At 74.0% G+C, this 14,659-nt stretch carries 12 protein-coding genes and 1 pseudogene; 6 read left to right on the forward strand and 7 right to left on the reverse strand.

Annotated features, from left to right (window positions below):
* Positions 1-121 precede the first annotated feature (121 nt).
* From AB0F10_RS38155 to AB0F10_RS38165, 3 genes are all read right to left on the reverse strand, one after another.
* Positions 122-904 carry a VOC family protein gene (locus tag AB0F10_RS38155; RefSeq protein ID WP_360636975.1) on the reverse strand — a complete coding sequence of 261 codons (783 nt, stop codon included), beginning with the start codon at positions 902-904 and terminating at the stop codon, positions 122-124.
* Between the two features lie 157 nt (positions 905-1,061).
* The gene (locus tag AB0F10_RS38160) at positions 1,062-2,330 is read right to left on the reverse strand and encodes a cation:proton antiporter (protein ID WP_360636978.1); all 1,269 of its coding nucleotides are present in this window, start codon (positions 2,328-2,330) and stop codon (positions 1,062-1,064) included.
* A 332-nt stretch (positions 2,331-2,662) separates the two neighbouring features.
* Complete coding sequence (locus AB0F10_RS38165; protein ID WP_360636981.1) at positions 2,663-4,774, reverse strand: SpoIIE family protein phosphatase; 2,112 nt, start codon at positions 4,772-4,774, stop codon at positions 2,663-2,665.
* 552 nt (positions 4,775-5,326) lie between these two features.
* On the opposite strand from AB0F10_RS38165, the pseudogene AB0F10_RS38170 reads away from it, so the two are divergent.
* A pseudogene (locus AB0F10_RS38170) lies at positions 5,327-6,007 on the forward strand (hypothetical protein); the annotation flags it as partial.
* Positions 6,008-7,069: 1,062 nt separating this feature from the next.
* Here the strand turns inward: AB0F10_RS38170 and AB0F10_RS38175 are convergent.
* A complete protein-coding gene (locus AB0F10_RS38175; protein WP_360636984.1) occupies positions 7,070-7,426 on the reverse strand; it encodes a DUF6401 family natural product biosynthesis protein in 357 nt (118 codons plus the stop codon).
* A gap of 155 nt (positions 7,427-7,581) precedes the next feature.
* Between AB0F10_RS38175 and AB0F10_RS38180 the strand changes: the two genes are divergently transcribed.
* Positions 7,582-7,965: a hypothetical protein gene (locus AB0F10_RS38180; protein WP_360637007.1), complete on the forward strand. Its 384-nt coding sequence runs from the start codon at positions 7,582-7,584 to the stop codon at positions 7,963-7,965.
* A gap of 6 nt (positions 7,966-7,971) precedes the next feature.
* Here the strand turns inward: AB0F10_RS38180 and AB0F10_RS38185 are convergent, their stop codons facing one another.
* Positions 7,972-8,178: a hypothetical protein gene (locus tag AB0F10_RS38185; protein ID WP_360636987.1), complete on the reverse strand. Its 207-nt coding sequence runs from the start codon at positions 8,176-8,178 to the stop codon at positions 7,972-7,974.
* Between the two features lie 64 nt (positions 8,179-8,242).
* On the opposite strand from AB0F10_RS38185, the gene AB0F10_RS38190 reads away from it, so the two are divergent.
* From AB0F10_RS38190 to AB0F10_RS38200, 3 genes are all read left to right on the forward strand, one after another.
* The gene (locus AB0F10_RS38190) at positions 8,243-9,007 is read left to right on the forward strand and encodes a hypothetical protein (RefSeq protein ID WP_360636990.1); all 765 of its coding nucleotides are present in this window, start codon (positions 8,243-8,245) and stop codon (positions 9,005-9,007) included.
* 60 nt (positions 9,008-9,067) lie between these two features.
* Entirely contained in the window at positions 9,068-10,657 is a 1,590-nt protein-coding gene (locus AB0F10_RS38195; protein WP_360636992.1) for an NAD(P)/FAD-dependent oxidoreductase, read from the forward strand.
* Positions 10,658-10,845: 188 nt separating this feature from the next.
* Positions 10,846-12,048, forward strand: a complete 1,203-nt coding sequence (locus AB0F10_RS38200) for a glycosyltransferase (RefSeq protein ID WP_360636995.1) — start codon at positions 10,846-10,848, stop codon at positions 12,046-12,048.
* Here AB0F10_RS38200 and AB0F10_RS38205 read toward each other — a convergent pair.
* Both AB0F10_RS38205 and AB0F10_RS38210 read right to left on the reverse strand, forming a co-directional pair.
* Positions 12,045-12,455 (reverse strand): VOC family protein, encoded by a 411-nt coding sequence (locus AB0F10_RS38205; protein ID WP_360636998.1) that lies wholly within the window; start codon positions 12,453-12,455, stop codon positions 12,045-12,047. The genes AB0F10_RS38200 and AB0F10_RS38205 overlap by 4 nt on opposite strands.
* Positions 12,448-13,296 carry a helix-turn-helix transcriptional regulator gene (locus AB0F10_RS38210; RefSeq protein WP_360637001.1) on the reverse strand — a complete coding sequence of 283 codons (849 nt, stop codon included), beginning with the start codon at positions 13,294-13,296 and terminating at the stop codon, positions 12,448-12,450. Before AB0F10_RS38210 ends, AB0F10_RS38205 begins: the two co-directional genes overlap by 8 nt.
* Before the next feature lie 123 nt (positions 13,297-13,419).
* On the opposite strand from AB0F10_RS38210, the gene AB0F10_RS38215 reads away from it, so the two are divergent.
* A complete protein-coding gene (locus tag AB0F10_RS38215) occupies positions 13,420-14,622 on the forward strand; it encodes a methyl-accepting chemotaxis protein (protein ID WP_360637004.1) in 1,203 nt (400 codons plus the stop codon).
* The last annotated feature ends 37 nt before the right edge of the window (positions 14,623-14,659 follow it).

Raw genomic sequence — 14,659 nt, forward strand, 5'->3', positions numbered from 1 at the left:
TGTTGTGGCCTACTTTGTTTCATTCTCCGGGTCTCTCTCCGCGGGGTGCGGGGCGGGTCCTGGACCAGGACCCGGGCGCCGGACTCCAGTCCGGCGCCTCTCTTGATCGGTCCCTGCTGGGCTATGCCCCGAACGTCAGCTCCATGCCCGCCGCCGGGGTGAAGGACATGTTGAGCTCGACCGGCAGTGCCGCCGGCGCCGCCACCGCGAACGGGACGCCCCACGGGTCGAGCAGCTCCGCGTAGCTGCCGAAGCCCATGTCCGTCGGACCCGCGATGACGCCGCCGCCGAGGCTGCGGCACAGCTCGATCGTCTCCGCGCAGTCCGCGACCTGGAAGGACGCGCGCCACCAGTTGCCGCCGCGGCTCGGCGCCAGGCCGGCCATCGCGTCGTGCGCCGTGGTGATCCACTCGCCCCGGGTGCCGTCGCTGCCGTACTCGTCGCGCAGCAGCCAGCCGAACGCGCGACCGTAGAAGCCCGCCGCCGCGACGGCGTCGTCGGTGAGCAACTCCGGGAAGGTCATCGTGCCCGGCTCGCCGCCCACCTGGGCGCCGGTGAAGTCGCCGCTCTCCCAGAGCCCGAGCAGGGCGCCGGCCGGATCGGCGATCAGCGCCGAGCGGCCGCCGTGCCCGTCGGCGGGCGGGGACACCAGCCGGCCGCCGGCCTCGTGGACCCGGGTGATCGACGACTCGAGGTTGTGTTCGGTCAGATAGGTGAGCCAGCCGGCCGGCCGGTCGGCTCGCGCCCGGGTCAGCCCGGCAGCGGCCCGCCCGCCGAGTTTGAAACGGTCGCCGGCCGGATCCCAGCCGAATAGACCGGCATAGAAATCCGCCGCCCGGGCGGGATCCGCACTCGCCAGTTCGACCCAGCAGGGGGTCGCCGGCGCAAAGCCCCGAATTCGCATCGGCCGCACCTTTCCTGTCGTTCCATCGTGGAATCTCGGCCTTGGGGGAGGTGCCGATCACCTTACAGGCATGAATACGCTCTGCCACCATGCTCGGGTTCAATGTCCTAAATAAACTACGAACTCGCGGGGCAAGCATTACTCACAGTTGTGACCGTTACTGAGCGTGGCGCTCTTCGGGGGTACGGGATCGTTCGTTGGACCTATCCAAAAGCCGCATCACCGGCGTGGCCGCAACGCCGTGCAACACCACGCTTACGACCACGACCAAAGCCACTGTCGCCCATATGACATCCACGTTCGGGAAAGTCGCGTGGCTCATCGCATAGGCGAGGTAATAAAACGATCCGATGCCACGGATTCCGAATGCGGCGATCACCCAGTGTTCGGTCTTGCGGCCCGGCGCCCCGCGCAGCGACAAGAAGCCGGTCAGCGGGCGGACCAGCAGGATCAGCGCGAGTCCGGCGAGGGCCGCGGGCCAGGTCAGCGGCGTCAGCAGGCCGCCGACGACGGCGCCGCCGAGCAGCAGGAGCAGCAGCACGGTCAGCAGCCGCTCGATCTGCTCCGCGAAGTCGTGCAGCACCTGGTGATACTCGTGCGAGCGCTGCGCCGATCGGATCCCCCGCGCGGCGATGAACACGGCCAGGAAGCCGTACCCGCCCACGACCTCCACCAGCCCGTACGCGAGGAAGGTCGCGGCGAGCGCGAGGAAGCCCTCCGCGTGGTGTGCCAGGCGCAGCTTGCGGTTGGGCGCCCGGAAGAACAGCTTGCCGAGCAGCCTGCCGACGACCAGCCCGCCGATCACCCCGGCCGCGCCCTTGTAGAGCACGTCGACCAGCAGCCACTCGGTCAGCCAGTCTTGGTGGGTCGCGGCCGCTCCGGCCAGCGCGATCGCCGCGTACACGAAGGGGAAGGCCAGCCCGTCGTTGAGGCCCGCCTCCGAGGTCAGCGCGAAGCGCACCTCGTCCTCGGAGTCCTCCTCGTCGGTCGGCTCGCCGACCTGTACGTCCGCGGCCAGCACCGGGTCGGTGGGCGCCAGGGCGGCGCCGAGCAGCAGCGCCGCCGCCGGCACCAGGCCGGCCCACCACCAGCCGAGCAGGGCCATCGCCGCGATGGTGACCGGCATGGCGACGGCCAGCAGCCGCCACGTCGACGCCCAGCGGCGGCCGCTCAGCGGGCGGTCGATCTTCAGGCCGGCGCCCATCAGCGCGACTATCACGCACACCTCGGTCAGGTGCTGGGTCAGCTCCGGGTGGGCGAGCGGATCGATCCTCGGCAGCCCCAGGGGCAGCGCGAAGACGAGCATCCCGAGGGCGAGGAAGGCGATCGGCATGGACAGCGGGCGGCGTTCGAGGACCCGCGGCAGGATGCCGGCGAGCAGGGCGGCCACGCCGAACAGCGCGAAGAGAAGATCGGACAGCTGCACGGCAGTAGCACTGCCCCGCGGCGGCCGAAACATGCCGCGCGGCGACCGCGTTGTGCGCGCCGGACTCCGCCGGCCGCGGATCGCGGATGCGGGGATCGCGGGTGCGGCGCGGGATCGGGGGTGCGGCGCGGGATCGCGGGTCGTGCTCGGGGTCGGGGGTGGGGCGCGGGGTCGGGGGTGGGGCGCGGGGTCGGGGGTGGGGCGCGGGGTCGGGGGTGGGGCGCGGGATCGGGGGTGCGGCGCGGATCGCGGGTGGGGCGCACGGGGTGCGGAGCGAGGAGGGGGCCGCGGCGCGGGGGCCGTGTGGGTCAGGGCGGCGAGGCGCAGAGGGGTCAGTGCGGGGGGATGAGCATCTCGAACCAGACGGTGGAGCCGCGCACGGTCGGGTCGGTGCCCCAGGCGTCGGTCAGCTCCTCGATCAGGCCCAGTCCGCGGCCCCGGCTGCTCAGCGTGTCGGTGCGGGCCCGGGTGACGCTTCCCCGCGTACCCGTGTCGGCCACGGACACCAGCAGGCGCTCGGCGCTCAGGTCGATGTGCACCTGTGCCGGGGTGCCCGCGTGCAGGAGGGCGTTCGTGGTCAGCTCGCTGGTGCACAGGATGGCCGCGCCGATCACCGGCTCCGGCACCGACCACTCGCGCAGGCGGGCCGACATCCACTGCCGCACCCGGCTGGGGCCCGTCGGCTCGGCCGCGACCAGCATCGTCGCCGAGCGGCTCAGCGCGACCGCCCGCTCGACGGCCAGCACGGCCACGTCGTCGTCGGTGCGGCCGGCCACCGCCGCCGTCGCCAGCGAGCACAGGTTGCGCGGGTCGCCGCTGTTCGCCGTCGCGGCCGCGGCCACCAGGTCCGCGAGGCCGTCGCTCAGCGGCCGGTGGCGGCGTTCCACCACGCCGTCGCTGAACAGCAGGATCGAGTCGCCGGGCTCGAGGCGCAGGGTCGTGGTCCGCCACTGCCCGCCGAGGCCCAGCGGCGCGCCCGGTGGCACCCGGATCAGCTCCGCGGTCGCCGGCCCGCCGTCCGGGCCCGCCCGGCGCACCACCGGCGGGGGATGCCCGGCGCTGGCCACCGTGATGGTGCCGTCGGCGGGCTCCAGCACCCCGTAGACGACGGTCACGAAGATCTCCTCGTTGCGCGACTCCGCGCCCAGCGAGGTGACCAGCCGGTCCAGCCCGGAGAGCACCGTGCCGGGCGCCGGGTCGGTCAGCGCCAGCGCGCGCAGCGCGGCCCGGACCTGGCCCATCACGGCTGCCGCGCGGACGTCGTGGCCGGCCACGTCGCCCAGCACCATCGCCAGCCGGCCGTCGGCGAGCTCGAAGGCGTCGTAGAAGTCGCCGCCGGCCGCGTTGCCGTCGACCCCGACGTCGTAGCGGGCCGCGATCCGGAACCGCTCCAGCTCCGGCAGGTGCTCGGGCAGCATGCTGCGCTGCAGCAACTGGGCCGTGCCGTGCTGCGCCTCGAAGCGGCGGGCCCGCTCGGCGGCCTGCGCGACAAGCTCGGCGGCGGCGTAGAGCAGCGCGCGCTCGGCCGGCAGCCACGTGTGTGCCGTGCGGTAGCCCATGGTCAGGGCGCCGGTCAGCGAGGCGGTGCGCAGCGGCATGGCGGCCAGGGCCCGGATGCGCCGCTCGTGCCGGTCGGTAGCGATCTTGGCGAGGGGTGAGCCGTCCGGCTGGAACAGGGGGCGGCCGGTCTGCGCCGCGGCGACCATCGGCGCCGCCGGGTTGGCGCCGATCCGCTTCCACAGCGGGGGCAGGCGCTCGTCGGCCTCGTCCATCATCTCGCCGCGGATGCGCCGCACGTAGCGGAACCCCGGCCCGTCGTCGACCGCGAAGACGCAGTGGTCCACGTCGAACGAGTTCATCGCGTATGCCAGGACCACCCGCGCCACGTCATCGATCGTCAGCGCCGCCGCGAGTTTGGCGGTCAGGTCGCCCAGGCTCTGCAGCCGGCGGGTCACCTGGGTGGTCTCGGCCGCCACGGTGAGCACGCCGACGACGGTGCCCTGCGCGTCGCGGACCGCCGAGTGGCCGCGGGTGAACGAGGCCTGCTCGACCTGGCCGGCGCTGCCGCGGGCCACCGCCACCTGCGTCTCGGCCTCGAGGAACGGCAGGCCGGTGCGGTAGACGTCCTGGATGACGCTGCCGACGCCGGGCGCCGTCCACAGCTCGCCGAAGACCTCGGCCGCGGGCCGGCCCAGCGCGGCGGGGTGCCCGGCGCCGAGCAGTTCGGCGTATGCGTCGTTGTAGATCAGCACGTGGTCGTCGCCGTAGGCCAGGGCCATCGGCACGGGGGAGGCGAGCAGCACCTCGATCGCCGCGCGGACGACCGGATCCCACGCCTCGGCCGGCCCGAGCGAGGTGTCGGCCCAGGCGTGGACGCGAACACGTGCCGCGCAGTCGACGGCGGGCTTCGCCGGAGTGCTGGTTTGGTTGGGCAGCGTGGTCATCGCTGAAGGGCTCCCCATGCCGACCATGAGTTGAGCGTAGCCCGCCTCGGCCGTTCGGACGATGGGGGCACCATACGGTCGTCCGATTATGGCCGGTACGTGTAGGTGGGATGGGTGTGCCGCTCGTGGCCCATCTCCGCGAGATCTTACGATGCGTGGTCCGGGCACCGGGGATCCGGTACCCCTCATTGTCGGTTCCCGCCCGTCGATCGACAAGATCCATCGGGCTCGCTTGCCGCGGGACACGGTGCTGAGCTGCGACGATCCATCCCGCCGCCGGCTCGTGTTCGCGAATCGGGGCCGCCGGCGGGCTGCTCGCGGGACTACCCTCCGCTGCGACGGCGTCGCCGGCCCGGCCCTTGGCGGGTGTCGCCTATTCGACAGGAGCCCGGGCGCCGCGCGGATCGACCCGGCCATGATCGATCATCGGTCGTATCCGGCCGGGCGTGCCCGGCGCCGGCACGGCCGACCTGCGATCCGGCCCGCGGCGACCTATCGTCGGCACAGGCCGGCGTCGACGCCGGACGGGTAGCGGGCGTTGAAGGAGAGCAGATGACCGGGCCCGATCTGAGCGATGCGCTGAGCGACATGTGGAGTTCCGTGTTGTTGTTCGTGCCGATCGCGCTGGCGTTCATCGCCATCCTGATCATCGGCTACGTGCTGGCCCGGATCGCCCGCACGGTGGTCGGCAAGACCCTGCGCCGGGTCGGCTTCGACCGGGCGGTCGAACGCGGAGCCATCGGCAAGGCTCTCGGCGGCCGGGTCGAGCCGAGCGACCTCTGCGCCAAGATCGCCTTCTACGCGGTGCTGCTCTTCGCGCTGCAACTGGCCTTCGGCATCTGGGGCCCCAACGCGGTCAGCGACCTGCTCACCGCGCTCGTCGCCTGGCTGCCCCGGGCGTTCGTGGCGATCGTCATCATCGTGGTCGCCGCGGCGATAGGCGGTGCCGTCCGCGACCTCATCGGCAGCGCGCTCGGCGGGCTGCCCTACGGCCGGGTGCTGTCGCAGGCCGCGTACTGGCTGATCGTGGCGCTCGGGGTCATCGCCGCGCTGGAGCAGGTGCAGATCGCCACGGCGGTCACCCAGCCGGTGCTCATCGCGGTGCTCGCCACCGTCGCGGGGGTGCTCATCGTCGGCGTCGGCGGCGGCATGATCCGGCCGATGCAGCAGCGGTGGGAGGCCTGGCTGGAGCGGGCCGGCACCGAGTCGGCGGCGATCCGCGAACACGCCCGCAACTACGCCGAGGAGCGGGCCCGGGCGGCCGCCGAGAGCAAGGCGGCCGAGGAGGCCGCGGCGGCGCGGGCGGCCGAGGAGACGCGCCTCGCCGAGCAGGCCCGCCTCGCCGAGCAGGACCGCGCCGGCCGGGAGGCGGCACTCGCCGAGAACGCCCGGCTGAAGGCGGAACGCGAGGCGGCGGCCGAGGCCAGGCAGCGCCGGGCGGCGCAGGAGGCGGCCGTGGAGACCACGCAGGTCATCCCCCTGCAGCATCTCGGCGGCATCGACGGCCGGCCGCATCCGGTGCCGGGATTCGGCGACCCGGAGCCGCCCGTCCCCGGCGGCGCGGAGACCACGACCCGGCTGACGATCGGCGACCCGGCCCGGCCCGGCCAGACCGCGGACCCGGACGTCACGGCGGTCGTCGCGGGCGGTCCGGCGGCGGATCCGGATGCCGCCGACGAGGGCGAGCGCAACCCTGACGGCGATCCGGATGTCACGGCGGACGTCGCGGGCGGTCCGGCGGATCGGGATGTCGCCGACGAGGGCGAGCGCAACCCTGACGGCGATCCGGATGTCACGGCGGACGTCGTGGGTGGTCCGGCGGCGGATCGGAATGGTGGCGACGAGGGCGAGCGCGACCCTGACGGCGATCCGGATGTCACGGCGGCCGTCACGGGCGGTCCGGCGGCGGATCCGGATGTCGCAGACGGGGGTGAGCGCGACCCGGACGGCGATCCGGATGTCACGGCGGCCGTCGTGGGTGGTCCGGCGGCGGATCCGGATGTTGCCGACGGGGGTGGGCACGACCCGGCCGGGGATCCGGATGTCACGGCGGACGTCGTGGGCGGCCCGCCGGTGGAGGAGAATGGTGCCGACGCCGCGACGCCGGGCAGGGACGTGTCGGACCCGGAGACGACGACCGTCATATCGCAGAGCGAGCGGCGGCAGGTACTGCCCCGGCAGGCCGGATCGGCCGACGAGGAGAAGACCCAGGTGATGTCGACGCGCCCGCCCCGCGACGAGGCCTGAGCGGCGTATCGGGGCCGATACCGGAGTCCCGGTGCCGGCCCCGGGCGTTCAGCGGGTCTCGGGCAGCGAGCGGGACAGCGAGCAGACCGCCAGCAGGCGGTTCAGCACCCAGTCGGGCTCGGACCAGTCGACCGGTCCCGCGGGCGGGCGCCAGCCATGCTTGAAGGCGGCGTCGCGGACGCCCTCGGCGTACGCGGCGAGAATGACCGCCGTGAGCGGGCGGACGTCCGACGACAGGCTGTCGCGGACCCCCGCGGCATGTTGGTCGACGGCGGCGAGCAGCCCCGGGGACTGCTCGGCGGCCGCGAGGCCGGCATTGCCGACGGACTTCATCAGCTCCTCGAGGCAGGCATGGGCGGAACGCAGGGCAGCACGGGCGGCAGCGCCGCTGAACAGGCCATTCATGAGGGGAACGTTAGATAGCCCGGGGTAGTCAACGGTTCCCATGACCGGTGCAGCTCGGTTGAACTCCGGCCACCGGCACGGCCGGGAACCGGGCCAGGAAGGAGGCGGATGTGGACGACAAGGGACCCGACGACGCGCACCGGCGCCCGGAGGGAATGAGCGATGTGACGGTCGAGGCGCTGGGCAAGCTCAGCGAGGCGCTCGAGGTGGTCGAGCGGGTGCGCGGCTGCCTCTACGAGGTGCACCAGCTGACCGGGCAGGCCGACTTCATGCTCGACGACGCCGTGTCGCTGTTCGTGCGGGCCGGGCAGGCCGGCATCGCCGAGCGGATCCAGCAGGAGCTCATCGGCCGCAATGTCGTGCCGGGGCACTGGACGTTCCAGCTGGTCGAGGAGTACGACGACGGGTACTACGCCGACTTCCGCGCGGTGGAACGCGACGCCCGTGACGAGCTGGCGGGCGGCCGGCGGCACCTCTACGAGGCCGAGCTCAAGGAGCGGCGCCGCACCCACGGCCGCAAGGGCCACGAGGCCCGCTGAGGGGACCTATTCGGCGGGCTCGGTCTCCGGGCGGCGGCGCTGTGCGTCGTCCGCCAGGATCACCGTGGCGACCAGGAGGGCGACGACAACCGCGAAGAGCCACGAGGCGTCGTGGAGCAGCCGGGCCGCGACCGGTGCCTGGAACGCGGCGAGCAGAAAGCCCACCCAGGCGATGCGGCGGTGGCCCTCAGACAGGAATCCGGCGGAACGCATTCGGACAGTCTCGCCGCAATTGGACGTCGCGCCGTCACCCTTTCAGCCGATCTCGGGTTGTCCGATGGTGCCCACTGCGCAGCGTCGTCGTCGCTCAACGGCCCGTACGCGATCCCTGTTTCTGCTGCTCGCGGGCCTGCTGCTGGCCGGCTTCGGCGCGGCCGGTTGCACGCCGGTCTCGACCCTCGGCGCGCGGCAGAAGCCGGCCCTGGACGGGCCGCAACAGCACGTCCTGGCGGGCGCCCTGCACGGCCGGACCGGCGCGTTCCTGATCGTCCGGGACGCCGCCTCCCGGGTCGAGGTGCGCCTCGCGGACCTGCCGGGGCTGCTCTACCGGATCAGCACGCCCGCCGATTCCGGGCTGGCGCCCGCCGTCACCGGCACGCCCGGCCGGGTGCGGCTGGGGCTCCGGCCGACCGGTGCCGACGGCCCCGACACGGTCGAGATCCTGCTCAACCGGGCCGTACGCTGGGACATCCGGCTGCCGGCCGGCGCGGGGGAGCAGCACCTGGACCTGGCCGCCGGCCGGATCCGCCGGGTCGAACTCGGCTCGGGGACCGGCCTGGTGAGCATGCGGCTGCCGCCGCCGCGCGGCACGGTACCGATCAAGCTGACCGGCGGCGTGGGCGAGATCGCGATAGCCCTCCCGGCGGGTACCCCGCTGCGTTTCCGGCTGCGCGGCGGCGCGGCGCTGGTGGCCGTGCCCTGGGCGCGCCGGGCCCGCGCGCAGGCGGGGGCACTGATCGCCCCGGCCGGCTGGGTCAGCGCCCGCGACAGGTACGCGGTGGACGTCGGCTCCGAGGTCGGCACCGTGACCGTCTGGGGCTGATCCGCGCCGGCTGCGACAGAATCGGGGTGGGCGCAGCGCGACGAGAGAGGGGCGGTCACCGTGGAGCAGGCGGATGCGATTGTCATCGGGGCGGGACACAACGGTCTGGTCGCGGCGAACCTGCTCGCGGACGCGGGCTGGAGCGTCGAGGTCCTCGAGGCGACGCCGCACCCCGGCGGCGCGGTCCGCTCCGGGTACGTCACGGCGCCGGGCTACCTCAGCGACCTGTTCAGCTCCTTCTATCCGCTCGGCCACGCCTCGCCGGTGCTGGCGGCGCTGGGGTTGGGGGAGCACGGGCTGCGCTGGACGCACGCCCCGGACGTGTTCACCCATCTGCTCCCGGACGGCCGCGCGGCCACGGTCAGCCGCGACCTGGAAACCACGATGGCCTCGATGGAGCGGTTCGCGCCGGGCGACGGGGAGCGCTGGCGCCACGCGTACGAGGACTGGCGCGAGGTCTCCCCGCACCTGCTGAAGGCGCTGTTCGAGCCGTTCCCGCCGGTGCGCTCGGGCCTGGACCTGGCCCGGCGGCTGCGGGTCGGCGGTTCGCTGCGGCTGGCCCGCCGCCTGATGCTCTCGGCGCGTGATCTCGGCTCGGAGCTGTTCCGGGGCGAGGGGGCGCGGCTGGCGCTGGCGGGCTGCGCGCTGCACACCGATCTCTCGCCGCAGGACGCCGGCGGCGGCGTGTACGGCTGGCTGCTGGCGATGCTGGGCCAGGAGATCGGCTGGCCGGTCCCGGTCGGCGGCGCCCAGGCGATCACCTCGGCGCTGGTCCGGCGCCTCGAGGAGCGCGGCGGCCGGATCACCTACGAGACGCGGGTGACGCGCGTGCTGGTCGCCCGGGGCCGGGCGATGGGGGTGCGGACGGCGGACGGCCGCGACTGGCGGGCCCGCCGCGCGGTGCTCGCCGACGTCCCGGCGCCGGCGCTGTACCTGGACCTGGTCGGCGGCGGGTGGTTGCCGCCGCGGCTCATGCGGGACCTGGAGTTCTTCCGCTGGGACGGCGCGACGATCAAGGTCGACTGGGCGGTGAACGGCGCGATCCCGTGGCAGAACCCGGCCGTGGCGGGCTCCGGGACCGTGCACCTGGGCGCCGACCTGAACGGGCTGACCCGCTACTCCGCCCACCTGGCCACCGGCGAGACGCCGCCGGACCCGTTCCTGCTGCTGGGCCAGATGACGACCGCGGACGCGTCGCGCTCGCCCGCGGGTACGGAATCGGCGTGGGGCTACACGCACCTGCCGCGCCGCGGGCACTGGTCCGCGGACGAGATCGCGGCGCGGGTGGCCCGGATCGAGGCGGTGGTGGAGGAGCACGCGCCGGGCTTCACCCGGATGGTCGTGGGCCGCAACGTGTTCTCGCCGGCTGACCTGGAGCGGGAGAATCCGTCGCTGGTCGGCGGGGCGCTCGGCGGCGGGACGGCGGCGGCGTTCCAGCAGTTGTTCCTGCGGCCGATTCCGGGCCTCGGCCGGGCGGACACGCCGGTGGAGCGGCTGTTCCTGGCGAGCGCGTCGGCGCATCCGGGCGGGGGAGTGCACGGCGCGCCGGGTGCCAACGCGGCCCGGGCGGCGCTGGCCCGGGACCGCGCGCTGACCGGGCGGCTCTACCAGGCCGCGATCGGCGCCGCCCACCGAGCCGTCTATCGGTAACTCCGGCCGCCGACGGTACGGCGAGGGCTCATCAATGAGCCCGGGCGGTACGCTGCAGATGACCATGAGATAGGGCAAACCCGGCACCACGATGTTTACGTTTTCGGGTGAAGGGCAAGTCTCGCCGCGTATCGCAGCCTCGACTCCGGTCTACTTCCCCGGAACCAAGCTGTCGGAGGGAGGACGCAGTGCGCATCGCCATGATCTCCGAGCAGGCGAGCCCGCTGCCCACCGGCGACGCCGGTGCGCAGCAGCGCCACGTCGCGGACCTGTCCACCGCGCTGGCCGCCGTCGGCCACGACATCCGGGTGTACACCCGCCGCGACGACCCCGCCCTGCCCGCGATCGTGAAGATGAGCGAGCGTGTCCAGGTCGTGCACGTGCCCGCCGGCCCGGCGCAGGTGCTGCCGGCCGATCGTCTGCTGTCGCACATGGGCGACTTCGCGCAGTGGCTGCGTACCGAATGGCATGAGGCCGACTGGCTCCCCGAGGTCGCACACGCGCACTTCTGGACCAGCGGCCTGGCCGCCGTCACCGCGGCCAGGACGGTCGGCATCCCGGTCGTGCAGTCGTTCCACGAGCTCGGCGCCGCGGAGGCCGCCGCCGCCGACGGGCCGTCGCGGATCGGCTACGAGCGTGCCCTCGGCCGCGCGGTCGACCGGGTGGTGGCGCAGAGCCAGGACGAGGTGCGCGGGCTGGTACGCATCGGCGTGCCCCGGAACCGCCTGACCGTGGTCCCCGCGGGCGTCGACAGCGAACGCTTCACCCCCGAGGGGCCGGTCGCCGAGCGTGACCCGCAGCGGCCCCGCATCCTGTCCGTCGGGCGGCTGGTCGAGCGCAAGGGCTTCGGCGACGTCATCCAGGCCATGCGCTATGTGCCCGGCGCCGAATACGTCGTCGTCGGCGGGCCGCCCGCCGCCCAGCTCACCACCGACCCGCAGGCCAAGCGGCTGCGCGCCATCGCCGAGCACTTCCGGGTCGCCGACCGGGTCCGCCTCGTCGGCGGCGTGCCGGGCGCCGACATGCCGAAGTGGTACCGCTCCGCCGACCTGCTGGTCGCGGCGCCCTGGCAGGAGCATTTCGAGCTGGCCCCGCTGGAGGCGATGGCCTGCGGCCTGCCGGTGATCGGCACCGCCGTCGGCGGGATCAACGAGACCGTCGTCGACGGCCTCACCGGGGATCTGGTGCCGGCCCGCGACCCGCGCGCGCTGGGCGGCGCCCTGCGGCGGCTGGTCAACGACAAGGTCCGGCGATTCGCGTACGCGACGGCGGCGCTGGACCGGGCCCGGCAGGCGTACTCGTGGAAGCGCGTCGCCGCGCAGCTCGGCTCGGTGTACTCGACCGTCGCCGGGCGCCGGACCGGCGAGGCGGGTGCGGAGGCGGTCGCCTAACGGCGTGGCTCGCCCCGGTAGGTGCCGAACGACCACAGGTTGCCCTCCGGGTCGCGGGCGGCGAAGTCCCGCGAGCCGTAGTCGGTGTCCATGGGCGCCTTGACGATCGTCGCCCCGCACTTCACCGCCCGCTCGTGCAGCCCGTCCGGATCGTCGGTGACCACGTACGCGCCGAAGGTGCCCGGCGGCAGCGCCCAGGGGTCGCCCGGGTCGTCTCGGTGGGAGCCGAGCATGATGCCGCCGCCGGGCGGCCAGGCCAGCTCGGCGTGGTCGACGCGGTCGCCGTCGCCGTGGACGGCGGTCTCGACGAAGCCGAACGCGTCGACCAGGAACCGGATCAGGGCGCGCGCGTCGCGGGCCCGCAGGGTGGGCCACACCTGGGGAGGGGGCGTATTCGTGTCAGCCATGGGAACCATCCTGGCCGCGCGGCGCCGGCCGGTCTTGGACAAAAGTGAACTCGTCGGCGAGCCACCGCGACGGTGAACAGCCGGCCATCGCCCGGAACTCGCGGGCCAGGTGGGCCTGGTCGTAGTAGCCGGCCGACGCGGCGAGGTCGGCCAGCCGGGTGACCGGGGTGAGCCGCCGCCGGGCCCGGTCGAAGCGGACCACCCGGGCGGCCTCCTTGAGCCCCAGCCCGGTCTCGACCCGGAACCGGTCGGTGAGGTGGCGGGGGCTCCAGCCGACCTCGTCGGCCAGGTCCCGCACCGGCAGGTTGCCGCCGGTCGCCAGCAGCCGTCCGAAGGCGTGTGTCACGTCGGGGTGCACCTCGGCGGCGCCGCGGCGGGCCAGCGCGAGCAGCGCGGCGTCCACCGCCGCGAACCGGCCCGGCCAGTGCGGCGCCGCCCGCAGCCGCTCGCGGACCTGCTCCGCGCCGAGCGGCCCCAGCACGTCCGCCAGGTCGAGGTCGAGGCCCGCGAGCTCGCCCGCGGGCAGGCCGAACAGCGCGCGGCACCCCAGCGGATTCACGGCGACCTGCACCCCGCACTGCCGGCCGCCGTGTGCGACCAGGGCGGGGGTCAGGTGCAGGCCGCCGACGAGCGCGTCGTAGCGCCCCGGCGCCTGCCGCCGATCGGGGTGCACCCGCACGACGAGCGGCTCGTCGAGGGTCAGGATCAGCGTCAGGTAGGGCGACGGCAGGCCCCGGTGTGTGACGCTCGGCACACCGGCCTGGCGCCAGCCCGAGTAGTGCGCGACGTACGGCCGCAGCGCCGCCGACGGCCGTGCCCGCGCGGACTCGTCCACCACCATGTCCCGAGCATCTCACCGGAACGGAGTGTGGCGGTGCGACAAAACCTCACGTAGGTCGCCGAGTGGCCGACGAAGCGGTGAGGCCCGTCCGTGGTCTGCTACCCACTGTCGAATGGTGATCAGGTGAAGTTCTCGAACCTCAAGGTGGGACACCGGCTCGGTGCCGGCTTCCTCGTGGTGATTCTCTGCATGGTCGCGCTCACGGCGGTCGGGGTCTCCCAGGTCAACAGGATCAGTGCGGGGCTGACCGCCGGCGGTGCGCCGCCGGCCGCCACGGCGCAGGCCCGCGACATCGCCGACGGCTTCCTGACCACGATGGCGCTCGGCTGCCTGGTGGCGGCCGCCGTCGCGGCCCTGGTCGCCTGGTGGATCACCCGCAGCATCACCCGGCCGCTCGACGACGCCGCGACGGTGCTGGCCGGGGTGGCGGACGGGGACCTGACCCGCCGGGTGAACGTGACCTCCACCGACGAGGTCGGCCAGATGGGCCGGTCGGTGAACGCCGCGCTGGGCTCGATCAGCAACGTCATCACGGAGCTGACACACAGCGCCGCGGGCCTCGCGGACACCAGCCGCCGCATCGGTGGCCTGTCCGGCCAGATCGCCAAGGGCGCGGAGGAGTCGTCGGCGCAGGCGAACGTCGTCGCCGGTGCCGCGCAGGAGGTCTCCCTCAACGTGCAGACCGTCGCGGCCGGCGCCGGGGAGATGGGCGCCTCGATCAGCGAGATCTCGCACAACGCCCACGAGGCGGCCACGGTCGCGGCCACCGCCGTCGACACGGTCCGGCTCACCACCGAGACCGTGTCCCGCCTCGGCGACTCCAGCCGCATGATCGGCGACGTCGTCAAGGCGATCACCAACATCGCCGAGCAGACCAACCTGCTCGCGCTCAACGCCACCATCGAGGCCGCCCGGGCCGGCGAGGCCGGCAAGGGCTTCGCGGTGGTCGCGGGCGAGGTCAAGGACCTGGCCCAGGAGACGGCGCGGGCCACCGAGGACATCTCCCGGCGGGTCGAGGCGATCCAGGCCGACACCGCCAGCGCCGTCGCGGCCATCGCCGACGTCACCGAGGTCATCACCCGGATCAGCGATTACCAGACCACGATCGCCTCGGCCGTCGAGGAGCAGACCGCGACGACCAACGAGATGAACCGGAGCGTCGGCGACGCCGCCGCCGCGTCCGAGCAGATCGCCGTGAACATCGGCAGCGTGGCCAACGCCGCCCGCGACACGACCGCCTCGGTCGACGAGTCGCGGCGTGCGGCCGGCGAGCTCGACGAGCTGAGCCGCACGCTGCAGGATCTGGTCGCCGGTTTCCGCGTCTGACCGGTCCGCCGCGCTCGCACGACCCGGCCGCGCCGGC

Source organism: Actinoplanes sp. NPDC026623, from assembly GCF_040638275.1.
Taxonomy (GTDB): Bacteria; Actinomycetota; Actinomycetes; order Mycobacteriales; family Micromonosporaceae; genus Actinoplanes.